At 57.7% G+C, this 23539-nt stretch carries 19 protein-coding genes and 1 tRNA gene; 13 read left to right on the top strand and 7 right to left on the bottom strand.

Annotation, left to right across the window (positions count from 1 at the left end):
* Positions 1-10 precede the first annotated feature (10 nt).
* On the top strand, positions 11-874 hold the full coding sequence (yjeJ, locus tag KHQ24_RS14090) for a YjeJ family protein (protein WP_044525175.1): 864 nt from the start codon (positions 11-13) through the stop codon (positions 872-874).
* Between the two features lie 54 nt (positions 875-928).
* Here the strand turns inward: yjeJ and KHQ24_RS14095 are convergent, their stop codons facing one another.
* The 3 genes from KHQ24_RS14095 to KHQ24_RS14105 all read right to left on the bottom strand — a co-directional run bounded on the left by KHQ24_RS14095 (position 929) and on the right by KHQ24_RS14105 (position 3518).
* Entirely contained in the window at positions 929-1282 is a 354-nt protein-coding gene (locus KHQ24_RS14095) for a DUF4156 domain-containing protein (RefSeq protein ID WP_004206410.1), read from the bottom strand.
* A 258-nt stretch (positions 1283-1540) separates the two neighbouring features.
* On the bottom strand, positions 1541-3187 hold the full coding sequence (groL, locus tag KHQ24_RS14100) for a chaperonin GroEL (RefSeq protein ID WP_002885441.1): 1647 nt from the start codon (positions 3185-3187) through the stop codon (positions 1541-1543).
* A 37-nt stretch (positions 3188-3224) separates the two neighbouring features.
* Entirely contained in the window at positions 3225-3518 is a 294-nt protein-coding gene (locus KHQ24_RS14105; RefSeq protein ID WP_004152420.1) for a co-chaperone GroES, read from the bottom strand.
* A 233-nt stretch (positions 3519-3751) separates the two neighbouring features.
* Here KHQ24_RS14105 and yjeH point away from each other — a divergent pair, with 233 nt between their 5' ends.
* Complete coding sequence (gene yjeH / locus KHQ24_RS14110) at positions 3752-5002, top strand: L-methionine/branched-chain amino acid transporter (RefSeq protein ID WP_211777328.1); 1251 nt, start codon at positions 3752-3754, stop codon at positions 5000-5002.
* 50 nt (positions 5003-5052) lie between these two features.
* Here the strand turns inward: yjeH and KHQ24_RS14115 are convergent, their stop codons facing one another.
* Positions 5053-5529 (bottom strand): FxsA family protein, encoded by a 477-nt coding sequence (locus KHQ24_RS14115; RefSeq protein ID WP_004206407.1) that lies wholly within the window; start codon positions 5527-5529, stop codon positions 5053-5055.
* A 337-nt stretch (positions 5530-5866) separates the two neighbouring features.
* Between KHQ24_RS14115 and aspA the strand changes: the two genes are divergently transcribed.
* From aspA to KHQ24_RS14150, 7 genes are all read left to right on the top strand, one after another.
* Positions 5867-7303, top strand: coding sequence for an aspartate ammonia-lyase (aspA, locus tag KHQ24_RS14120; RefSeq protein ID WP_162263652.1), 1437 nt, complete (start codon positions 5867-5869; stop codon positions 7301-7303).
* Between the two features lie 114 nt (positions 7304-7417).
* A complete protein-coding gene (locus tag KHQ24_RS14125) occupies positions 7418-8719 on the top strand; it encodes an anaerobic C4-dicarboxylate transporter (RefSeq protein WP_017900073.1) in 1302 nt (433 codons plus the stop codon).
* Between the two features lie 124 nt (positions 8720-8843).
* Positions 8844-9167: a divalent cation tolerance protein CutA gene (cutA, locus tag KHQ24_RS14130; protein ID WP_004206404.1), complete on the top strand. Its 324-nt coding sequence runs from the start codon at positions 8844-8846 to the stop codon at positions 9165-9167.
* On the top strand, positions 9143-10939 hold the full coding sequence (locus tag KHQ24_RS14135) for a protein-disulfide reductase DsbD (protein ID WP_048322721.1): 1797 nt from the start codon (positions 9143-9145) through the stop codon (positions 10937-10939). Before cutA ends, KHQ24_RS14135 begins: the two co-directional genes overlap by 25 nt.
* Positions 10940-10974: 35 nt before the next feature.
* A complete protein-coding gene (locus KHQ24_RS14140) occupies positions 10975-11550 on the top strand; it encodes a transcriptional regulator (protein ID WP_032426201.1) in 576 nt (191 codons plus the stop codon).
* Positions 11551-11617: 67 nt separating this feature from the next.
* Positions 11618-13705 carry a DUF1176 domain-containing protein gene (locus tag KHQ24_RS14145; protein WP_211777329.1) on the top strand — a complete coding sequence of 696 codons (2088 nt, stop codon included), beginning with the start codon at positions 11618-11620 and terminating at the stop codon, positions 13703-13705.
* A gap of 115 nt (positions 13706-13820) precedes the next feature.
* A tRNA-Phe gene (locus KHQ24_RS14150) sits at positions 13821-13896 on the top strand.
* Between the two features lie 576 nt (positions 13897-14472).
* Here the strand turns inward: KHQ24_RS14150 and KHQ24_RS14155 are convergent.
* On the bottom strand, positions 14473-14829 hold the full coding sequence (locus tag KHQ24_RS14155; RefSeq protein ID WP_305953346.1) for a PerC family transcriptional regulator: 357 nt from the start codon (positions 14827-14829) through the stop codon (positions 14473-14475).
* Positions 14830-15074: 245 nt separating this feature from the next.
* Positions 15075-15641: a helix-turn-helix transcriptional regulator gene (locus KHQ24_RS14160; protein WP_004206400.1), complete on the bottom strand. Its 567-nt coding sequence runs from the start codon at positions 15639-15641 to the stop codon at positions 15075-15077.
* Positions 15642-16274: 633 nt separating this feature from the next.
* On the opposite strand from KHQ24_RS14160, the gene pgaA reads away from it, so the two are divergent.
* From pgaA to pgaD, 4 genes are read left to right on the top strand one after another with little or no spacing between them, the layout of a single operon-like run.
* Positions 16275-18722 carry a poly-beta-1,6 N-acetyl-D-glucosamine export porin PgaA gene (pgaA, locus tag KHQ24_RS14165; RefSeq protein ID WP_074195326.1) on the top strand — a complete coding sequence of 816 codons (2448 nt, stop codon included), beginning with the start codon at positions 16275-16277 and terminating at the stop codon, positions 18720-18722.
* 8 nt (positions 18723-18730) lie between these two features.
* The gene (pgaB, locus tag KHQ24_RS14170) at positions 18731-20746 is read left to right on the top strand and encodes a poly-beta-1,6-N-acetyl-D-glucosamine N-deacetylase PgaB (protein WP_032456871.1); all 2016 of its coding nucleotides are present in this window, start codon (positions 18731-18733) and stop codon (positions 20744-20746) included.
* Positions 20739-22070, top strand: coding sequence for a poly-beta-1,6-N-acetyl-D-glucosamine synthase (pgaC, locus tag KHQ24_RS14175; RefSeq protein ID WP_211777330.1), 1332 nt, complete (start codon positions 20739-20741; stop codon positions 22068-22070). The genes pgaB and pgaC overlap by 8 nt, the downstream gene beginning before the upstream one ends.
* Positions 22067-22516 (top strand): poly-beta-1,6-N-acetyl-D-glucosamine biosynthesis protein PgaD, encoded by a 450-nt coding sequence (gene pgaD, locus KHQ24_RS14180; RefSeq protein ID WP_032456868.1) that lies wholly within the window; start codon positions 22067-22069, stop codon positions 22514-22516. Before pgaC ends, pgaD begins: the two co-directional genes overlap by 4 nt.
* 47 nt (positions 22517-22563) lie before the next feature.
* On the opposite strand, the gene KHQ24_RS14185 is transcribed toward pgaD, so the two are convergent.
* On the bottom strand, positions 22564-23349 hold the full coding sequence (locus tag KHQ24_RS14185; protein ID WP_004206394.1) for a DsbA family protein: 786 nt from the start codon (positions 23347-23349) through the stop codon (positions 22564-22566).
* Between the last annotated feature and the right edge of the window lie 190 nt (positions 23350-23539).

The raw sequence follows: 23539 nt of genomic DNA on the forward strand, positions 1-23539 counted from the left end.
GGAGAAGATTATGCAAGGAACGTTTATTGGTTTTAATACTGCAGGAATTACTTTTGAAGAGCGTTTCCTGGCGCTGTTACTTAAGGTCAAGAAAGCGAATGATACCTGTGAGATTTTCTATCTTCAGGCACCCGTATTATCCGACCTGCTTCTGATATTGCAAAGTAGAATGGCCTTAATTTTTCAGCGACTTGAAAATAAAGGCGAGGCTTACAAAGATGAGATTATCGCTTATAACGAAACACTCGTAACCCATATCCCCACGGTAGAAATGGCTGAAATACAACAGCCTTCTCCTGAGCGGCGTATAATGTCTATTACGCTTAAACCTGGCGAAACGCAGTCAACGCTGATCCTGGTATTTCAGGATGAGCAAATTAAGACGTTAACTATTGATGACCGACAGGTTGAAGCCCTGATAATCGGTATTCAACAGGCATTAAAAACAGTCGGCGATCAGGAACTTATCCAGTATTTAAGTTCAAATATGGATTTTTTAATGTGCTACAGCGTCGACTTAACTACTCAGCCGAATATTGATTACCAGCAGTATCCCCAGGAAGAATGGAAGCTAAACCTGTTTTCCCATTATCTGGGCGTGCTCTATTGCTGCGAGACGGACGAAGGCAAGAAAATTGTCTCCGGAGCGGTGGTAAAAACCAGTGCGCCACATTTATCTGAAATGGAAAACAGCGTGGTAGTACGCCTTATTGAGAAAAGCCCCAAGCTTAAGGCGATGCACACGGCGCTGGCGCCATGCCAAATCTTCAGTACCATTATTCCTTCCCAGCCAGGAAGAATGCTCAGCCTGGAAGAGTGTCTGCGTCCCCTGCATGCCTTCTATCTGGAGAAGAAAGCGGAGCTTAACGCCTGACCCTCTTCTACCGGTCACGCCTCTCTCTACGCTCGCAGAGAGAGGCATCGCGCATCAGTTCGGGCACTTATATACCTGGCCGTTCATCTCGCTGTCGGTGGGCACAAAGCTCGACAACAGATTTTGCGTCGGGCTGCTGACGCCATAAATCACGTTGCCGCCCATGGCTGCCGCCTGGTTACGCAGGGCGTTAGCCGCACCGCGCATGGAGCCACCCTCATCGCCATTCTGGCCGGAGAGCCAGTTACTCTGTTTACCCGTCGCGGTCCCTAACAGCTGACACTCTGCGCCCGGCTTCTCCTGTACAAAACGCACATTCTGGCCGGCAGAGGTTAATTCATTGCTGGAACTGCAACCTGCTAACAGTAAGGCTGCGCCGGCAATCCCTGCTAAATATTTTACCTGCATGTTATTCCCCATGATCGATGAGCTGGACGCACTGGCCCGGATGTAAACCTGTCATCCTTCAAACTGCGTCGGCATGAGCCGCTTTCATTCCTTACCCGGTCGCGCTTGTCAGTCGCTTCCGATACGAAGGTGCTTGCCGCTCTGATACAGCTTAAATGATTTTATGTATAAGCCTTATACTAAAAAGCGCACCAAAAGAAAAACCCCCAGCCATTGCTGGCCAGGGGTTTCTGCTTTTTTATGCTGTATAGCGCACGATTACATCATGCCGCCCATACCGCCCATGCCGCCCATGCCGCCAGCAGCACCTAAATCAGGCGCGTCGCCTTTCGGCAGGTCGGTCACCATGCACTCGGTGGTGATCATTAGGCCAGCCACGGAAGCCGCGTACTGCAGTGCAGAACGGGTTACTTTGGTTGGGTCCAGGATACCGAAGTCGATCATGTTGCCGTATTCTTCAGTTGCCGCGTTGTAACCGTAGTTACCGTCGCCTGCTTTCACGTTGTTCGCGACAACAGACGGCTCTTCACCGGCGTTGGACACGATCTGACGCAGCGGCGCTTCCATTGCGCGCAGCGCAACTTTGATACCGACGTTCTGATCTTCGTTCTGACCGGTCAGGCCAGCGAGTTTCGCAGCAACGCGAACCAGCGCTACGCCGCCGCCAGCCACCACGCCTTCTTCAACCGCAGCACGGGTTGCGTGCAGGGCGTCGTCGACGCGTGCTTTTTTCTCTTTCATTTCAACTTCGGTAGCTGCACCGACTTTGATTACTGCCACGCCGCCAGCCAGTTTAGCGACACGTTCCTGCAGTTTTTCACGGTCATAGTCGGAGGTTGCTTCTTCGATCTGCTTACGGATCTGAGCAACACGGCCCTGGATTGCGGACTCTTCGCCAACGCCATCGATGATGGTGGTGGTGTCTTTATTGATAACCACGCGTTTCGCCTGGCCCAGGTCTTCCAGAGTTGCTTTTTCCAGCTCCATACCGATCTCTTCAGAGATAACGGTACCTCCGGTCAGAGTAGCGATATCCTGCAGCATGGCTTTACGACGGTCGCCGAAGCCCGGCGCTTTCACCGCAGCCACTTTAACGATGCCGCGCATGGTGTTAACCACCAGGGTCGCCAGCGCTTCGCCTTCAACGTCTTCAGCGATGATAACCAGCGGTTTGCCCGCTTTCGCTACAGCTTCCAGAACCGGCAGCATTTCGCGGATGTTGGAGATTTTTTTGTCAGCCAGCAGGATGAACGGGCTTTCCAGCTCAACGGCGCCGGTGTCCGGCTTGTTGATGAAGTACGGGGACAGGTAGCCACGGTCGAACTGCATACCTTCAACCACGTCCAGTTCGTCTTCCAGGCCAGTACCGTCTTCAACGGTGATCACGCCTTCTTTACCGACTTTGTCCATCGCTTCCGCGATCAGTTTACCTACGGTTTCGTCAGAGTTAGCGGAGATGGTACCTACCTGAGCGATAGCTTTGGAGTCAGAGCACGGAACAGACAGCGCTTTCAGCTCTTCTACTGCAGCCAGTACCGCTTTATCGATACCGCGTTTCAGATCCATCGGGTTCATGCCTGCAGCAACAGCTTTCAGGCCTTCGTTCACAATGGCCTGCGCCAGTACGGTTGCGGTGGTGGTACCGTCGCCTGCCGCGTCGTTCGCTTTAGAGGCAACTTCTTTCACCATCTGCGCGCCCATGTTTTCAAACTTGTCTTCCAGTTCGATTTCACGAGCAACGGAAACGCCATCTTTGGTGATGGTCGGCGCGCCGAAGGATTTGTCCAGAACCACGTTACGGCCTTTCGGGCCCAAGGTCACTTTAACTGCATCTGCCAGTACGTTTACGCCGCGCAGCATTTTTACACGAGCGTCGTTACCGAATTTTACGTCTTTTGCTGCCATTTCTTATATTCCTCAAATTCGTTCAGGGTCGTGCGAATTAAGCTTCAACAATTGCCAGGATGTCGCTTTCGGACATGATCAGTACTTCTTCGTTGTCGATCTTTTCAGTCTTCACGCCGTAGCCATCGTTGAAAATCACGATGTCACCAACTTTAACGTCCAGCGGCTGCACGGTCCCGTTTTCCAGGATGCGGCCTTTACCGACAGCGATGATTTCGCCACGCGTTGACTTAGCTGCTGCAGAACCGGTCAGAACGATGCCGCCCGCAGATTTGGTTTCAACTTCTTTACGTTTGACGATCACACGATCATGTAACGGACGAATACTCATTGATAGCTCTCCTTCGAGAAAGTCATTATCAGTTATGGGTGACGCCGGGCCGAACGCGGTTTACCGGCTAGTGCAGAGAGAGATGGGGATGGCCATTTCCGGCTTCAAGGGCAAAATTAAAAAAAAATTTTTACCTTTGCGCTGGCACGCAAAAAGCGGCGTCACCGGGCAACCGGTCATAAGGAAAAGCGATTGTGATACTCTCTTTCTTTTTACTGGCGCAGGATGGAATCATGAGTGGTTTAAAACAGGAGTTAGGGCTGGGACAGGGAGTCGGGTTGCTTTCCACCTCACTGCTGGGCACTGGCGTTTTCGCCGTCCCGGCGCTTGCGGCGCTGGTCGCTGGCGATAACAGCCTGTGGGCATGGCCGTTGCTCATCCTCCTTGTTTTTCCGATTGCCATCGTCTTCGCCCTGCTGGGCCGCCATTTCCCCAGCGCGGGCGGCGTGGCCCACTTTGTCGATATGGCCTTTGGCCCACGTCTGGCTAGCGTCACCGGCTGGTTATTTTTATCGGTTATCCCGGTCGGGCTCCCCGCCGCGCTGCACATCGCCACTGGCTTCGGCCAGGCGCTGTTCGGCTGGCATGATGCGCAGCTGTTGCTGGCGGAGCTAGGTACCCTGGCTATCGTCTGGTGGGTCGGTTCACGCGGCGCCAGCTCCAGCGCCAACCTGCAGACCCTGGTTGCCGTGCTGATTGTCGCGCTGATCGTCGCCGTCTGGTGGCGCGGCGGAATAAGCCCGGCGCAAATCCCCTTCCCCGCCCCGGCGGCGATCGACCGCGGCCAGCTCTTCTCCGCGCTGTCGGTGATGTTCTGGTGCTTTGTCGGGCTGGAAGCCTTTGCCCATCTCGCCTCGGAGTTTAAACATCCCGAGCGCGATTTTCCCCGCGCGCTGATGATAGGCCTGCTGCTTGCCGGCTCGGTCTACTGGGCCTGTACCGTGCTGGTGTTGCACTTCCACGCGTTTGGCGAGGAGATGGCGGCGGCCGCGTCTTTACCGAATATCGTGGTCCGCCTGTTCGGCGTCGAAGCGCTGTGGGTGGCCTGCGTCATCGGCTATCTCGCCTGTTTCGCCAGCCTTAACATCTATATTCAGAGCTTCGCCCGCCTGGTCTGGTCGCAGGCGCAGCATAAGCCGCAGAGCTACCTCGCGAGGCTGTCGCCGCGGCAGATCCCGCGCAACGCCCTCAACGCCGTGCTGGGCTCCTGCGTGGTCAGCACCTTGTGTATCTATTTTCTCGATATCAATCTGGACGCGCTGATCGTCTATGCCAACGGCATTTTCATCATGATCTATCTGCTGTGCATGCTGGCGGGCTGTCGTTTGCTGCGCGGGCGCTATCAGCTGCTGGCGGCGGTGGGCAGCATTCTCTGTCTGCTGCTGCTGGCGATGGTCGGCTGGAAGAGTTTGTACGCGCTGGTGATGCTGGCGGCGCTGTGGTTGTTTTTACCGAGACGCAAGCTGGCGACAGGCAGCGTATAGGCGCAATAAGAAAGCGGCCCGGTCGCGTCTGCTGACCGGGCCGATAAAAGTTAATCGCGGCGATCGTCCTTATGGTCCAGACGGTCGCGCTGTTCGTCCTTGCGCTGGAATTCCCCTTCGAAGGTCTCTCCACCGCCAGTCCCGGCGCTGAAGCCGCCGCCCGGCATCCGGCTGAAGCGCAAATGCGGCATCAGCTTCATCGTCAGGTGCTTCTGCACCGGGGGCAAAAGCAGCAGCAGGCCGAGGAAATCGGTAAAGAACCCCGGGATCAACAGCAGCAGGCCAGCGATAATGAGCGAGACGCTTTTGATCATCTCCGCCGCCGGGCTCTCGCCCGCGGCCATCTTCTGCTGCATCAGCAGGAAGTTTTTGAAGCCCTGGTTACGCACCAGCGACATCCCCACCACCGAGCTAAAGATCACCAGGATCAGCGTCATAAAGACGCCCAGCACGTGCGCGACCTGGATAAAGATCGATATCTCAATGTACACGTAAAGAAAAAAGGCAATAAACGGAATCCAACGCACCGGCGTCTCCTTCATCGACAGGCACCGAGTTCGGCCCCCGTAGTTATCAATTTGCTGATTGCATCCCACTAAGATGGGGATGCTGAGCGGCTTTTCAATCAGCGGAAATGCTTATTTTTTCCAGGAATAGGAAAGCGGTGACCCATTTCACAGATTAATAAATCTTCTCACACCCGCGATGTAATAAGTGATCAAGCTTACTGATATTCGCTATCATCAGCATATGATCTTGGGCACCGGGCCGGTTAAGGAAATAATCGTCGGCCAGAAAATATACTGAATACTGGATATTCTGTGTATTTGGTGAATTCATTGGCAGCTTGAAAAGAAGGTTCACATGTTAAACAACATTCGTATCGAAGAAGATCTGTTGGGCACCAGGGAAGTTCCCGCGGACGCTTACTACGGCGTTCATACTCTGCGAGCGATTGAAAACTTCTACATTAGCAACAGCAAAATCAGCGACATACCAGAATTCGTGCGCGGCATGGTAATGGTGAAGAAAGCCGCGGCGCTGGCAAACAAGGAGCTGCAGACCATTCCCAAAAGCGCGGCAAATGCGATTATCGCCGCCTGTGACGAAATCCTGAATAACGGCAAATGCATGGACCAGTTCCCGGTCGATGTCTTCCAGGGCGGGGCCGGCACTTCCGTAAACATGAACACCAACGAAGTCCTGGCGAACATCGGCCTCGAGCTGATGGGTCACCAGAAAGGTGAATACCAGTATCTGAACCCAAACGATCACGTTAACAAATGTCAGTCCACCAACGATGCCTACCCGACCGGGTTCCGCATCGCGGTGTATGCCTCCATCCTCAAACTAATCGATGCGATTAAGCAACTGGGCGAAGGTTTCCAGGCGAAAGCCGTAGAATTCCAGGACATCCTCAAGATGGGCCGCACTCAGCTGCAGGACGCGGTGCCGATGACCCTCGGCCAGGAGTTCCATGCCTTCAATGTGCTGCTCAATGAAGAGACCAAAAGCATTCTGCGCACCGCGGAGCTGCTGCTGGAGGTGAACCTTGGCGCAACCGCCATCGGCACCCGCCTCAACACCCCGGACGGTTATCAACAGCTGGCGGTACAGAAGCTGGCGGAAGTGAGCAACCTCCCGGTCGTTCCGGCGGAAGACTTGATTGAAGCCACCTCGGACTGCGGGGCGTACGTCATGGTCCACAGCTCGCTGAAACGCCTGGCGGTGAAACTGTCCAAGATCTGTAACGACCTGCGCCTGCTCTCTTCCGGACCGCGCGCGGGCCTCAACGAAATTAACCTGCCTGAGCTGCAGGCTGGTTCTTCTATTATGCCGGCGAAGGTTAACCCTGTGGTGCCGGAGGTGGTCAACCAGGTCTGCTTTAAAGTGATCGGCAACGACACCACAGTAACCATGGCCTCCGAAGCCGGGCAGCTGCAGCTGAACGTAATGGAGCCAGTGATCGGCCAGGCGATGTTCGAATCTATCCATATTCTGACCAACGCCTGCTACAACCTGCTGGAGAAATGCGTCAACGGCATTACCGCCAACAAAGCGGTGTGCGAAGGTTACGTCTATAACTCCATCGGTATCGTTACTTACCTCAACCCGTTTATCGGCCACCACAATGGCGATATCGTCGGCAAGATCTGCGCCGAAACCGGGAAGAGCGTGCGGGAAGTGGTGCTGGAGCGTGGGCTGCTGACGGCGGCGGAGCTGGATGACATTTTCTCCGCGCAAAACCTGATGCATCCTGCTTATAAAGCGAAGCGTTATACCGATGAAAGCGAACAGTAATCTTTCCGGATAGTCATTCAAAGGCATGTCAGCGATGACATGCCTTTTTGCTTTTTAGTTTTACTAAAATACAACAATCCAATATCAACTTGTTAAAAAACAAGGAAGGCATATATGTTTGGTGCAGAACTGGTTATTGTCCTGCTGGCGATTTATCTCGGCGCCCGGCTCGGCGGCATCGGTATCGGCTTTGCTGGTGGCCTTGGCGTCCTTGTCCTGACGCTTATTTTTCAAATTAAACCGGGTGCGATCCCCTTCGACGTTATTGAAATCATTATGGCGGTGATTGCCGCTATCGCCGCCATGCAGGTCGCAGGCGGGATGGATTACCTCGTCAGCCTCGCCGAACGGATGCTGCGTCGCCACCCGAAATATATTACCTTCCTTGCCCCGCTGGTGACCTGGTTTATGACCGTGCTCGCCGGCACTGGCCATACCGCCTTCTCCACGCTGCCGGTGATCACCGAAGTGGCCAAAGAGCAAGGCATCCGTCCGTCCCGTCCGCTGTCGATTGCGGTGGTGGCCTCCCAGATAGCGATCACCGCTTCGCCTATCTCCGCCGCGGTGGTGTTCTTTGCCGGGATCCTGGAGCCGCTGGGCGTTAGCTACCTGATGCTGTTGGCCATCTGTATTCCGGTCACCCTGCTGGCGGTAATGCTCACCGCTATCGTCTGCAACTTCCTCGGCTGCGAGCTGAAAGACGATCCTGTTTACCAGGAGCGGCTGGCCAAGGGTGAAGTCAGTCTACGCGGCAGCCAGGTATTTGAACTGAAGCCGCACGCCAAACGTTCCGTTCTGCTGTTTCTGATCGGCATCGTGGCGGTGATGTTCTACGCTACGGCCATCAGCGATACCGTCGGCCTGATCAAAAACCCTGTACTACCGCGTAACGAGGCGATCGTGGTGTTTATGCTGACCATCGCCACCCTGATCAGCATCACCTGCAAAATCGACACCGGCGAAGTGCTCAATGCCAGTACCTTTAAGTCCGGGATGAGCGCTTGCGTCTGCGTGCTCGGCGTCGCCTGGCTGGGGGATACCTTCGTTAAAGCGCATATCAGCGACATCCAGGCCGTGGCCGGCGACTTGCTGCAAAACTACCCGTGGCTGCTGGCGGTGGTGCTGTTCTTCGCCGCCACGCTGCTCTACTCGCAGGCGGCCACCACCAAAGCGCTGATGCCCGCCGCGCTGCTGCTGGGCGTCAGCCCGCTGACGGCGATTGCCTCCTTTGCCGCGGTCTCGGCGCTGTTCGTCCTGCCCACCTACCCGACCCTGCTGGCGGCGGTGGAGATGGACGACACCGGCTCAACCCGCATTGGTAAATATGTCTTTAACCACGCCTTCCTGATCCCCGGCGTTATCGCTATCACCCTGTGCGTGATCCTGGGTTTCATCTTCGGCGGGATTATGCTGTAAATGCCGTCGGCAGCGGGCCCCGCGCGGGCCCGCTGCCCGTTTCCCTCCCATTCCCCGCTCGTGACGCTAATATCCCCGCATCTTGCATGCTATAGTGCCTCTTTTCGCTGATACGAGGTTCATGATGACTACGCCTGATGCTGTTGTTGTGCTCTGTACCGCGCCGGATGAAGCAACCGCCCAGGATCTGGCGGCGAAAGCGCTGGCGGAAAAGCTGGCCGCCTGCGCCACGCTCCTGCCGGGGGCCACCTCGCTCTATTACTGGGAAGGGAAGCTGGAGCAGGAGTATGAAGTTCAGATGCTGCTCAAAACCGATCTTGCCCATCAGCAGGCGCTGCTGGACTGCCTGAAGTCTCACCACCCGTATCAAACCCCTGAACTGCTGGTTCTGCCCGTCACGTATGGAGACAACGATTACCTCTCATGGCTTACCGCATCATTACGCTGATCCTGCTGCTGTGCAGCGCGTCAGCCACCGCCGGGTTATTCGACGCACCGGGGCGCTCGAACTTCGTGCCTGCTGACCAGGCCTTCGCCTTTGACTTTCAGCAGCAACAGCATGACCTCAACCTGAGCTGGCAAATCAAGGATGGTTATTATCTTTATCGTCAACAGTTTACCTTCCGCGCCGCCGGGGCGACTCTCGACGAACCGGCACTGCCGGCGGGCGAGTGGCACGAGGATGAGTTTTACGGCAAAAGCGAGATCTTTCGCCAGCGCCTGACCGTTCCGGTCACGGTGAAGCAGGCGGACAAAGACGCCACTCTCACCGTCACCTGGCAGGGCTGCGCCGATGCCGGATTCTGTTATCCGCCGGAGACCAAAGTGATCCCGCTGAGCGCCGTGCTGGCGGCTTCGGCAGATGGCCAGGCGTCCACCATTGACCCTGCGCCGCCGCCGAGCAGTCGTCCGGTGTTCAACCCGCCGCTGCCGGTTGAGCCGCGTCCGTCCCCGGAGATCGCCACTTCACCTGCGCCTGCCTCTGCGCCGCCAGCTGACGCCCCCGCCCGCCTGCCTTTCACCGCCCTGTGGGCGCTGCTGATAGGCATTGGTATCGCCTTCACCCCCTGCGTGCTGCCGATGTACCCGCTGATTTCCGGCATCGTGCTGGGCGGCAAACAGCGGCTTTCCACCGCGCGCGCCCTGCTGCTGGCCTTTATTTATGTCCAGGGGATGGCCTTAACCTACACCGCGCTGGGGCTGGTGGTGGCCGCCGCCGGGCTGCAGTTCCAGGCGGCCCTGCAGCACCCGTATGTGCTGGTGGGTCTGTCGGCGGTGTTTATACTGTTGGCCCTCTCCATGTTCGGCCTGTTTACGCTGCAGCTGCCCTCCTCGCTGCAGACGCGGCTGGCGCTGCTCAGCAATAAACGCCAGGGCGGATCGCCCGGCGGAGTCTTTGCGATGGGCGCTATTGCCGGGCTGATCTGCTCCCCCTGCACCACCGCGCCGCTGAGCGCCATCCTGTTATATATCGCCCAGAGCGGTAATCTGTGGCTGGGCGGCGGCACGTTGTACCTCTACGCGCTGGGCATGGGCCTGCCGTTGATCCTCGTCACCGTGTTTGGCAACCGTCTGCTGCCGAAGAGCGGGCCATGGATGGGCCATGTGAAGACCGCCTTCGGGTTCGTGATCCTGGCTCTGCCCGTTTTCCTGCTGGAGCGCATACTCGGCGACCAGTGGGGATTACGTCTGTGGTCAATGCTCGGTATCGCCTTCTTCAGCTGGGCGTTTATCACCTCGCTGGGCGCCACCCGGCCGTGGATGCGGCTGGTGCAAATCATTCTTCTTGCCGCCGCGCTGGTCAGCGCCCGTCCCCTGCAGGACTGGGCGTTTGGCGCCCCGGCGCTCGAGCAGCAGGCGCACCTGGCCTTCACCCGCGTCAGCTCGGTGGCCGAGCTTGACCGGGCGCTGGCGCAGGCAAAAGGTCAGCCGGTGATGCTCGATCTCTACGCCGACTGGTGCGTGGCCTGCAAAGAGTTTGAAAAATACACCTTTAGCTCACCTGACGTGCAGCAGGCGCTGAAAGGCGTCGTGTTATTACAGGTTGATGTGACGAAGAACAGTCCGCAAGACGCCGCGCTGCTGAAGCGCCTGCAGGTGCTCGGTCTGCCGACGATCCTGTTCTTCAACGCGCAGGGTCAGGAACAGCCCGACCGGCGAGTCACCGGTTTTATGGATGCTGCGGCATTCAGCGCCCATTTGCGCGATTGGCAAGCGTGAGCGACACTTTAGGAGGAAAGATGGAGGAGAACACCGTGCTGCGTGAAGACGTCCTGGCAGAAGCCATTAAAATTCTTGAAATTGAAGGTATCGCCAACACGTCGCTGGAGATGGTCGCTGAGCGCGTGTCCTGTCCGACGAGCGACCTGAAACGCTTCTGGCCCGATCGTGAAGCGCTGCTGTATGACGCGCTTCGCTATCTGAGCCAACAGGTGGATGCCTGGCGCCGTCAGCTGCTGCTGGACGACACCTTAAGCGCAGAGCAAAAGCTGCTAGCACGCTATAGCGCACTCACCACCTGCGTCAGCAATCAGCGTTACCCCGGCTGTTTGTTTATCGCCGCCTGCACCTTCTATCCGGATGCCCAGCACCCGATTCACCAGCTGGCGGAACAGCAGAAGCAGGCTTCGCTGGCCTACACCCATGAGCTGCTGACCCAGCTGGAGGTGGATGATCCGGAAATGGTCGCCAAGCAGATGGAGCTGATTGTCGAGGGCTGTCTGAGCCGTCTGCTGATCAAACGTAGCCAGACGGATGTCGATACGGCGCGGCGGCTGGCAGAAGATATTCTGCGCTTCGCCCAGTGCCGTATGGGCGGGGCATTAACCTGATTCTGATATCCTAACCGCCATGTCGCGCCTATAATTTCCCCCTCACTGATTGCTGACAGGGATTGATATGCGCGCGTTCTTCTGGGCTGTCTGGCTGGGGCTGTGTTCTACGCCCCTGCTGGCGGCTCCCCTGCAAGGTTTTTCCTTTGCGCAAAAAGACTGGGAGCTCGCCTGCGATAACACCGGCACCTGCCGGGCGGCGGGTTACGGCGACCGCATGGGCGAGGTTAGCGTGCTGTTGACCCGCAACGCGGGCAGCGAACAGCATCCCACCGCCACGGTCACCTTCGCGCAGATCGAACACGATATCCCCGCCGACTCCACCGCCAGCCTGCTGATCGACGACCGGGACCTCGGCTCGCTGGATGCCGTGGATGACAGCCACTTCCGTCTGGACAGCGATCAGACATCCGCCGTGCTGCAGGCCCTGGCGAACCAGCGTAAAATCGAATTCGCCCTTAACGGCCAGCACATGCTGCTTTCCAGCGCTGGCAGCCGCGAAGTGCTGCGTAAAATGGATGCGTTTCAGCGACGAACCGGCACCGCCGATGCGCTGCTGGATAAAAGCGATGCGGGCGACGACGCCATTTTGCCCGCCGCCCCCGCCCCGGAAATCATCGCCGCGCCGGTGATCCACAACGCGCAGCCTGTACCGCTAAACATGCTCCAGCGCCAGAAGCTATTGCCCTCCCTGACGCCGCTGCTGAATCAGCGCTGTGAAGACTGGCAGAACCCGGCCATTCCGGCGGCAGAGCGCCAGATTACCCTCACCGCGCTGGATAAAACCCATTCGCTGGCGCAGGCGCTCTGCTGGCGAGCGCCCTATAACGATGGCTATGCCCTGTGGCTGGTCGATAACGCCCAGTTGAGCAAACCGCGGCTGCTCACTACCGAGGCCTCCAGCTACGCCAACGGCACGCTGGTCTTCCTGCATAAAGAGCGGGGCATGGCCGACTGCGTAACCGGCGAGACGCGGGTCTGGGAGGGTAAGACCTTCGTTCCCAGCCTGAAGTACAGCACCGGTATGTGCCGGGAAATCACCCCGGGCGGTACCTGGATGCTGCCGACCTTTGTCAGCCAGGTGATCCCGAAGCAGCAGAAAGAGGCGGATAACCTGGCCCTGCGAACGCTGTATAACGCGGTGCTGAAGGCGCAAAAAAGCGATCCGGAACTGGCGCTGAACCGGGTCGCCGAGCAGTTTCCGTTAACCGGCCATATTACCGACTTCACGCTCACTTACGCCGATGACAGCCTGGTGACGACCAGCAAACCGTCCCCGGATATCAGCGATGACGAGTGGCAGGCGTTTCTGCGCTCCGCAATTAGCGCAGATTCAGAAAACGGCAAAGTCAGCTTTACGCTTATCGACCTCGACGGCGACGGCAAACGCGATCTGATCATCGACAGCTACGTGGGCGGCACCGGGCTCTTCAGCTACACCGGGGTGCTCCGGCGCGGCGAGGATAATTTTGCCGCCGTCAACGATAGCGACAGTGATAACGGCGATGATTTCGATGCCGGGGTGCCCGGCGCCCTCTTTTCGATCAATGGCCGCGGGGCTAACCAGTGGAACCACTGGGTCAAAATCAACGGCCAGGTGTATGCCCTGTGGTACAACGGCCAGTTTGGCGAAGATAATCTCTACCTGCTGCGCCCGTTCAGCACCGCCAGCCAGACGCCCGCGGTGACGGTTCGCTATCGCTATACGCTGAACAGCATCCGCTCCCCGGAGAAAGACCAACCGCTGACCCCCAGCCTGAGCGACGGCGATAAAGCGGATCTGCTGCGCTCGCTGGAGGTTATGCAGGGCAACCTGCTGAAAGATAAGCCCGCCAGCGACAACGATGCGCCGATCTGCCCCATTCCGCCCGGCACCTCCGCCGACGAGGCGGACAACTACTACAGCGGCGTTGCCGTCAACTATATCTATGAGACGGTGGCCTATATTCCGGTGTGGCTGAACGGAAAATGTTATATCGGCACCATTTTCAGCCATCATGGCGCCTATCGTCACGGCGTGGATGCGGAAATCACGCTGAGCTCGCCGCGGGAAGATGAAGAGGTGATTGGTGATTACCTGATTTCCGGGTTGCGTCACGTTATCTCCGTCACCAGCGGCTGGAAAAGCCGTCAAGGCGATAACGGCATGCAGTGATATTGAGTCAAAATGCGCCTTTGAACGCGGAATTGCCGCAAAGATAAGCAATCGACAAGTAATTTAAGAAATTTGGTTGACGGGGTGGGCGGATTACGGTTTAATGCGCCCCGTTGCCCGGATAGCTCAGTCGGTAGAGCAGGGGATTGAAAATCCCCGTGTCCTTGGTTCGATTCCGAGTCCGGGCACCACTTATTCAGAGAACCCAGCCTATGGCTGGGTTTTTGCTTTTCTGTAGCCGGACTCTTCATCGAACTGCGTTCGATTATTCGCCGCACAGCGGCTCACCCCTTCGGGGCCAGCGCGACACGCGCGCTGTTCAACGCCTGCGGCGTTAGTCCGAGTACGGGCACCACTATTTAAAGAACCCGCCCACAAGGCGGGTTTTTGCTTTTCTACATCCGGACTTTTTCATCGAACTCCACTCTATGATCCCTGCCCGGCGGCGCTGCGCTTGCGCGGGCCTACGCTGTTTGAGCCTGCGGGAGGACCCGTAGGCCAGATAAGGCATTTATGCCGCCATCCGGCACAATCGCGGGTACGGCATCTGATGTATATCGCCAGGCGCTGTGCTTGCGTGGGCCTACGCTGTTTGAGCCTGCGGGAGGACCCGTAGGCCGGATAAGGCATTTATGCCGCCATCCGGCACAACCGCGGGTACGGCATCTGATGTATATCGCCAGGCGGCGCTGCGCTTGCGTGGGCCTACGGACAATGAAACGCCTGCGCAAACGCAGGCCGTCAGGCAAACGCAATAAAGAAAGGTATTATTCGGCGGCGGTTTTTCCTTTGCCGGGTAGTCTGAACGCTTCGCCATAAGGCTTAGCAATGCCCATGCGATATTGCGTCTCTTTAGCCGCCTGGTGGAGATCGGCAAACTCCTCTTTCGGCGCCGGCGGACGTTGCGCCTTTTTCAGACACTGATTGCGATGGTGACGGATCCACTCTCGGTCCTCATCGTCCAGACAACGCTGCATCACCTCAATCCATCTGGATGCCGCCCGACGGTAGAGCCCGCAGGCTTCTAACCGCTCCGCAATACTGTCCCTTATTCTCATCCACCTCGCTCCTCTGATGCTTTCACGATATCTCATGGTATTCCGACGCGTGAGCCGGAATACCATGGTAAAGTTAATTTATGACAAAACTATTCCTCTGCGGCGCAAGGAATATATTCATTATAATAATCGCTGTGCATAGCAAACCGCCATGGCGGTAATTACTTCCAAAGAGCTCCGGAATTATATGCCGGGCGCCCCCCTGGATACCGACCGGTATCGACGGTTGTACCTATCAATATCTATTTAATTTATTACATTTCCATCATTACATACCTTGCGATATCACCCATTTCCTGTACAACCAGCCCTCATGGCGATCGACCGGACTGGTCCAGCAGTTTATTTTTGAAGATAAATAAGCAGGCTTCATTAAAATTATCTAACCCCAGTCGTTCATAAAGCGCGGTCCGCTTGCGGTAAAGGCTTTTTAGCGAAGTATTAAGATTCAACGCCACCTCCTCCATTGTCATCCCCGCCCCAAGAAAACGCAGCATCAGCTGCTCTGTCATACTTAAGCGCAGATTGTCGAACCACTCTTTGGTCAGCCGATTACTCTTCATCTCCAGGAAAAGCCCAAATAAGGTCGCCATATCGGCGGGTGATAATGACATGTTTAAAAACGATTTCAGGCTGAGTAAATGCTCTTCCCGATGGCGCATATCGAGGACAATACAGCATATTCGCTTTCTGGATTGTGCCGCCTCCATCACCAGATAATCGTAATGACAAAGCGGCGAACGGCTATCAACCAGCAGAGAGAGTTCATCAACCTCATTATCTAAAATCGCTTTTCCGCTAGAATCTAACTGAATGATATCAGGGAAGAAATTCTTAACACCTTGAAAAAGATAGTGATCCTGGGTAACTAATATCATTGAATTTGCCACAAGTCGTCCCTTTAACATTTAATCAACAAATTCTCGTCAACCAGACATTATCCTTGCCCCTGTGGATCGCTCCGCATGGCGGTAAAAATAACGAGATCTGTGATTTATCATTAGCGCGGCATCTGAATCTGGCTGTGAAAAACCTCCCTGGGTTCGGACATAAAATAAACGGATTAATTATAAATAAAAAAATCCCACAGAAAAGATGCTTTTTTTGCTATTAAGAATTTTTGTCAGAAATCATCTTAAATATCCATATAAAACCTTTCCCCTCACAGCAATATAAGCCACCAGGAAAATTTGAAACAAAATTCCAGCCAGCTTCATTTTTTATTTATTTCAGTAAGTTAAAGACATTGACTTCAACATGGCGATTCGAATTAAACCATTTTTACAGATTTATCTTAAAACTCAGCTCGTCATTTAACCATATTTATCCGCCGCGGTATCGGGTATAAATTATCCATTCAATTATCCACAGGAGATAGGTTTATTAGTTTGCAATAAGTCATTCACCCGCAGTGCCAGTCAGCTAAATGGGACCAGCCTCATCCTTTCACTCACCGTCAAAGGACGGTCGTGTTGTGCAATGGATTCTTGATGAACATATGGCAAATAGAAATGGAAAGATCACCTTATTCAAATACGTTATTGTTTAATCGCAACACGAAACTCTCGCTATCAATCGGCGTGCTTTTGCTCTTCCCGACGCTGGTTCAGGGAGCGGACTCGCTCTATGACCAGCAGATCCTGCAAGCGCGTCAGGGCCAGTACGCCCCCTTTCTCTCATATCTTCAGCAGTACCAGCTACGGCATGCGTTAACCCCTTCTCAGGTAGCCGACTGGCTGCAGGTAGCCCTCTGGGCCGGCCAGGACGATGAGGTCGTGAAAATCTGGCGACGCTATCAGGTCTATATGCCGCTTCCCGCACGGGGCACCGCCGCCGCCGCGCAGGCTTTGCGCAACCAGAAACAGTGGCAAGCCTCGCTCCTCCTCTGGCAGCAGGCTCTCAGCCAGTCCCCTGACAGTGACGACTATCGTATCGGCTATATCAAGACGCTGGCCGATGCCCGCAAGGACGGCGAGGCGCTCAGCGAAGCGCGTCGCCTGGTGGCGGAGCAGGCGAGCGTGGCTCACCTGCAGACCCTCTCTTATGTCTACCTGCGGCTTGGCAAAAGCTGGGACCAGCTGCTGGTGGACACGCAGATCCTCGATCGCGAACCGCAGAACAAAGCCGCGCTGGCCAGCCTGATGGCGACCCTGACCCGCAACCGGATCGACTCCCCCGCCCTCGGCCTCGCGAATAGCGTCGAACTGACGCCCGCGGAAAAGCGCAACCTGCAGCTGAACGCCGCCGCCGAGCTGGTGCGCCTTGCCGATACGCCTTCCCGTGAAGAAAATGCGCGTTACGCGCTGGCCCGCACGGCACTGGCGCAATACGACGCGATGATCGCCGCCTGGCGTCCCGATCCGCAGGCCGCCCCGGACATCACCCGGGCGCGCATTGACCGTCTGGGCGCGCTGTACGCCAACGCAGACTACGCGCAGATCATCCGCGAATACCAAAGCCTGCTCGCGCAGCAGCAGGTGGTTCCCGACTGGGCCATCGGCTGGGTCATCTCCTCTTATATCGCCCTTAAGCAGATTGAGCCTGCGTTGACGCTCATTCATCAGCATCCCTCGTGGTTGACGAGCCAACAGAATGAAGAACATGAGCTTTTCTACGCCCTGCTGGACACAGGTCAGTATCCGGCAGCGCAACGGTATGTCGCCCGCCTCACCCGGAATGCGCCCTACATCCGTCATCTCTACGGCTCGCCGACGCCCCAGCCGAACGACGACTGGCTCACCGCGCAGACGCTTAACGTGCACTATCTTTCCGCCACCAACGCCCTGCCGCAGGCCGAAGCCCGCATGCAGCGCCTGGCGGCGACGGCCCCCGGCAACCAGGGGCTGCAGATCGACTATGCCGCCGTGCTGCAGGACAGAGGGCTGCCGCGGGCTGCCGAACGCCAGTTGAAAGCGGCGGAAACCCTGGAGCCCGCCAGCCTGCAGCTGGAGCGCCAGCAGGCCTGGGTCGCTCTCGATCTGCAGGAGTGGCGGCAGATGGATCTGCTGACCGACGACGTTATCGCCCGCTCGCCACGGGATCTGAATACCCAACGCCTGGCCAAAGCCCGCGAAATCCATCATTTCTCCGAGCTGCGCCTGAGCGTCGGCAAAGGGCTGCATTCCGACAACCCGGTGAGCGGTACCCACGACCTCAGTTTTGAGACGGCGATCTACAGCCCGCCGATAGCCGACAGCTGGCGGTTGTTTGGCGGCCACCGCTTTGCCAAAGGCAATTTTGAAGAGGGGAAAGGCAGCCGTCGCCAGCTGTTCGCCGGTATTGAATGGCGCCCGCGCGACGCCTGGGGAGAACTTGAACTCTCCAGCGTCAATTTTCACGGCGAGAATAAGCCCGGCGTCCGCCTTTCCGCCGCGCACGACGTCAACGATCGCTGGCAGCTGGGCGGCGAACTGGAGCGGATTTCGCAGCAGACGCCGCTGCGCGCGTTACGCAACGGCGTCAGCGCCAACCGCGGCGAAGGCTGGCTGCGATGGTATCAAAACGAGCGCCGGGAGTACCGCGTCAGCGTGGCCGCCAGCCGCTTTACCGACCACAACCGTCGTCAGGAGTACACCCTCTCTGGTAAAGAGCGCCTCTGGCAGACGCCGTGGTTAACGCTGGATCTGCAGCCCGGTCTGGCGGCCAGCGCCAATAGCCGCACTGACACCGCGTATTACAGTCCGGCCCGCGACCTCGCGGCCACCGCAGCGCTGACCGTCGATCACACGCTTTACCAGCGGTATGACACCGTCTGGAGTCAGCAGCTGCTCGCCGGCGGCGGCAGCTACTGGCAAAAAAATCACGCCGCCGGCGCGATAACGACGCTGGGCTACGGCCAGCGTCTGCGCTGGAACAACCTCGTCGATGCCGGGGTGATGCTGAACTGGGACAAACGCCCCTACGACGGTAAACGTGAAAACAACCTCGCCATCACTGTTGATGCAAACATACGGTTTTAAGGATGACCATGCTGAACACGACCCTGCGCAACGGCCTGATGCTTCTCGGCTGGCTGTGCCTTATCTTCAGCGTGCGTGCTGAGGAGGTCCCCTTCCTCGCCCCGCAGCAACGACCCCAGCTGGAGGCCAATAAACCCTGGCCGGCGGATCGCTTTCTGGTGCTGGCCTATCATGACGTCGAAGACGACGCCGCCGACCAGCGTTATCTTTCGGTGCGGACCAGCGCGCTTAATGAGCAGATCGCCTGGCTGCTGCATCATGGCTACCATGCCGTGAGCGTTCAGGACATTCTGGACGCGCATCATGGCCTTAAGTCGCTTCCGCCTAAGGCTTTTCTTCTCAGCTTCGACGATGGCTATAGCAGTTTTTATACCCGCGTCTGGCCGCTGCTTAAAGCCTGGAACGTTCCGGCGCTGTGGGCGCCGGTGGGCAGCTGGGTGGACACCCCCGCCAACCAGCCCGTTAATTTTGGTGGCCTGATGACGCCGCGCGATCGCTTCGCCACCTGGGAGATGGTGCGCGAGCTCAGCCGCTCGCCGCTGGTGGAGATCGGCGCGCACACCTGGGCCTCGCATTACGGCCTGCCGGCCAATCCGCAAGGCAGCCGCGAGCCCGCCGCCGCCAACCGAGGCTGGGATAAAACCACCGGCCGCTATGAAAGCGACGCGCAGTTTACCCGGCGAATGACCGATGACGTGCAGAAAGTAACGGCGAAAATCCACGACGTCGCCGGGAAAGCGCCGCGCGCCTGGGTGTGGCCCTACGGCGCCGCCAGCGGCAGCACTCTGGCCATCGCCAAACAGCAGGGGTATCAGCTGGCGTTTACGCTGAACGACGGCCTGGGCAACGTGAAGGATCTGGACAATATTCCGCGCATGCTGATCGCCGGTAACCCGTCGATCAAGGCCTTTGCCAACGCAGTGACGCAGATTCAGGAAGCCGATCCTGTTCGGGTGATGCATGTCGATCTGGACTATGTCTATGACCCCAATCCCGTCCAGCAGGCAAAGAATATCGATAAGCTGATACAGCGCGTCTATGACATGAAAATCAGCCACGTCTTTCTGCAGGCCTTCTCCGACCCGCAGGGCGACGGCACGGTCAAGTCGCTCTATTTCCCCAACCGCTGGCTGCCGATGCGCGCCGACCTGTTTAACTTCGTCTCCTGGCAGCTGCAGACCCGCGGCGGGGTGAAGGTTTATGCCTGGATGCCGGTGCTGGCCTTCGATCTCTCGTCCGATCTGCCGCGCGTTCAGCGCTGGGATCCGCAAACCGGGAAGGCGTTGCTTGCCCGTCAGCCCTATGTTCGCCTGTCGCCCTGGGATCCGCGGGTTCGCCAGCAGATCACCGACATCTATGAGGATCTGGCCCGACACGCCAGCTTCAGCGGGATTCTGTTCCACGACGACGCCGTGCTGACCGATTTTGAAGACGTGAGCCCGGAGGCGGTCGCCGCCTGGCGGCAGAGTGGCCTGGCGCGCGATGCCGGCCCGGTGCCCCAGCGTCCGCAGGAGCGTGAAGCATGGATGCGTTTCAAAAGCCAAACCCTGACCCGCTTCACTCTGCAGCTGCGCCAGGCGGTGCAGGCCATCCGCGGCCCGCAGGTAAAAACGGCGCGTAATCTCTTCGCCCTGCCGATCCTGGAGCCGCAGAGCGAAGCCTGGTTTGCGCAAAATCTGGATGACTTCCTTGCCGCCTATGACTGGACGGTGCCCATGGCGATGCCGCTGATGGAGTCCGTGCCGATTGACGCCAGCCAGGCCTGGCTGACGCGGCTGGTGCAGGCCGTCGCCCGCCGCCCGGGCGCGCTGAAGAAAACCATCTTTGAGCTACAGGCCAGAGACTGGAACCGACGCCAACGCAACGCCATTCCCGACCAACAGCTGGCGGACTGGATGCATTTGCTGCGGCTAAACGGCGTCAAAAACTACGGCTACTACCCAGACGATTTCATTAACAATCAGCCAGATATCTCTCGTATCAGACCGCAATTCTCTTCCTGGTGGTACCCTGACCATGACTGATCGCATTATCGCATTGTGCATTTTATGCCTCGTATTCGGGCTGCCGTTAGGCGTCGCAGCGGCGTTTACCGGCGAGCTTATCCTCGACTTTGTCTTTTTCTGGCCGCTGTTTATGTCGGTGCTATGGATCACCGGGGGTCTGTACTTCTGGTTCCAGCTGGAGCGCCACTGGCCGTGGGGAGAGGATACCCCGCCGCCGTCGCTACCGGGCAATCCGCTGATCTCGATCCTGATCCCCTGCTTTAACGAGGAGAAAAACGCCCGGGAGACCATCAGCGCGGCGCTGGCCCAGCGTTACGCCAACCTCGAAGTGATCGCGATTAACGACGGCTCTTCGGACAACACCGCCCAGGTGCTCCAGCAATTGGCGCAGGAGGAGCCAAGGCTGCGGGTGATCCACCTGGCCGCCAATCAGGGAAAAGCGGTGGCGCTCAAAGCGGGCGCCGCCGCCGCGCGCGGCGATCTGCTGGTCTGCATCGATGGCGACGCCCTGCTGGACCGGGATACCGCGGCCTGGCTGGTCGCCCCGCTGATCCACTACCCGCACGTCGGGGCGGTCACCGGCAATCCGCGGATCCGCACCCGATCCACGCTGATCGGCCGCATTCAGGTAGGGGAGTTCTCGTCGATCATTGGCCTTATCAAGCGGACGCAGCGGATCTATGGCCGGGTCTTTACCGTCTCCGGCGTGATCGCCGCCTTCCGGCGCCAGGCCCTGGCGGAAGTCGGCTACTGGAGCCCGGATATGATCACCGAAGATATTGATATCAGCTGGAAGCTTCAGCTCCGCCACTGGGACATCTTTTTCGAGCCGCGGGCGCTGTGCTGGATCCTGATGCCTGAGACCCTCAAAGGGTTATGGAAGCAGCGTCTGCGCTGGGCCCAGGGCGGGGCCGAAGTCTTTCTGGTCAACCTGCGCCGCCTGTTTCACTGGCAGCATCATCGGATGTGGCCGCTGTTTCTGGAGTATGCCTGCTCCACGCTGTGGGCCTTTGCCTACGCGGTCACCATCCTGCTGTTTATCCTCAGCCGCCTGATGCCATTGCCGGACAACCTGACAGTGCACAGCCTGTTTCCGCCTGAGTTCACCGGCATGCTGCTCGGCCTGATGTGCCTGCTGCAGTTCGTCGCCAGCCTGTATATCGAACGGCGCTATGAGAAAAAGGTGGCCAAATCCCTGTTCTGGGTGATCTGGTTCCCGATGGTTTACTGGATGATCGGCCTGCTGACCACGCTGGTCGCTTTTCCGAAAGTGATGTTGAAACGTCAACGTTCCCGCGCGCGCTGGGTGAGCCCGGACCGGGGAAAAGGAAGCCTGCGATGAATGAAAATACGCTCATCTTAACCGAACACCGCGTGCTGCCCCGGCTGGTGGACGCCGGCTTAACGCTGCTGGCCTGGCTCGGTTTTCTGTTCTTTCTCTACGCCAATTTGCTGATGCAGTTTATCGCGCCGCCCTCCCCGCGCTGGTCGTCGCTGATGGACTCCCTGAATACGGCGCTGGTGTATTTATTGCTTGCCGCGCTGAACGGCTGGTTGCTGATCCTCTGGTACCACTATAACCGACGCCGCGCCCATACCCGGCGTCACACCGCGGTGCTTACCCTGCGGGATGAGGAGCTGGCCAGCAGCTTTAACGTCGCCCCGCAGATCATCTCCGAGATGAGTCGCTATAATTTGCTGACCGTTTACCACGATCACATTGGCCAGATTATTGATTTAAAAAGCCACGCGCTGCCGCCGCCGAACGAGGAAAGGGATCATGAATGATAGCAGAGCCGCCCTCGGCGGCCCTGACCGGGTAACGACGCCGCCGATCAGCCGCCGGCTTTTTTAATCGCGGCTTCGAGCGAGGCTTTATCCGCCAGTCCCGGGAAGACGGTGATGCTGGCTTCCGTGGCGCCGGTGGTCGGCATCACGATCACGCCCGGCGTGCCGCTAAGACCAATCTCCTGCGCCAGGTCGTTAATGCTCTGCAGTACCGGTTCGACGTCGCTGGCCTTCTTCGCATCAAAGCCGGCTTTCTTCGCCTGCTGCTGGATATCCGCCGTCGTCAGCTTGCCTTCGTTATGTCCGGTGGCGTAGATCCCGTTATGGTAGGTCAGATAGGCATCCGCCCCTTTCTGCTGATAGATCTGCAGGCCGGTTTTCGCTGCTTCCAGCGAGCTTTCCCAGCGGCCGCCAAAGATAGGCCACTCTTTAAAAGCGAAGCGGGTCTGCGGATGCGCTTTAATCACCTGTTCCATCACCGGCGCCAGCCGGCTGCAGTAGACGCACTGGTAGTCAAAGAACTCAATCACCGTGACTTTGCCGTTGGCCGGGCCGTAAGTCGGGGTATTTTTATCCTGGGTCAGCAAGGCGGCATTCTTCAGCACCGCCTGGGTGGCCGCGCTGGCCTGTTGCTCAGCCTGAATTTGCTGCAGTTTCTGGCTTGCCTGCAGGAGAACTTCCGGGTGGGCGACCAGGTAATCGGCGGCGATTTTGCCGATTTGCGCCTCCTGTTCCGGGGTGAAGGTCGCCGGCGCGTCAGCGGCAGAGGCCATCGCCGGCAGTAAAACAGCGCTCAGCAGGGCGACAGAGAGGTATTTCTTGTGGCCAGACATAGTGGGGATCCTTGCGATAAGTGAACGGCAGGTGTGTCTGTATGACAAAATATCACCCTTTTTCGCCGAAGCCTTGCCCGACGGCGCGTTGATTCGTAACTTTATTTTTCAGGCTCAGGTTTCCCGCGCGTCGGCGCGGGCCGGCGCCAGCGGTCAACGCTCACCGGGCGGAGTCCCCTGCGCAGCGGCT

The sequence above is a fragment of the Klebsiella sp. 54 genome, from assembly GCF_018223875.1.
Lineage (GTDB): Bacteria > Pseudomonadota > Gammaproteobacteria > Enterobacterales > Enterobacteriaceae > Klebsiella > Klebsiella quasipneumoniae.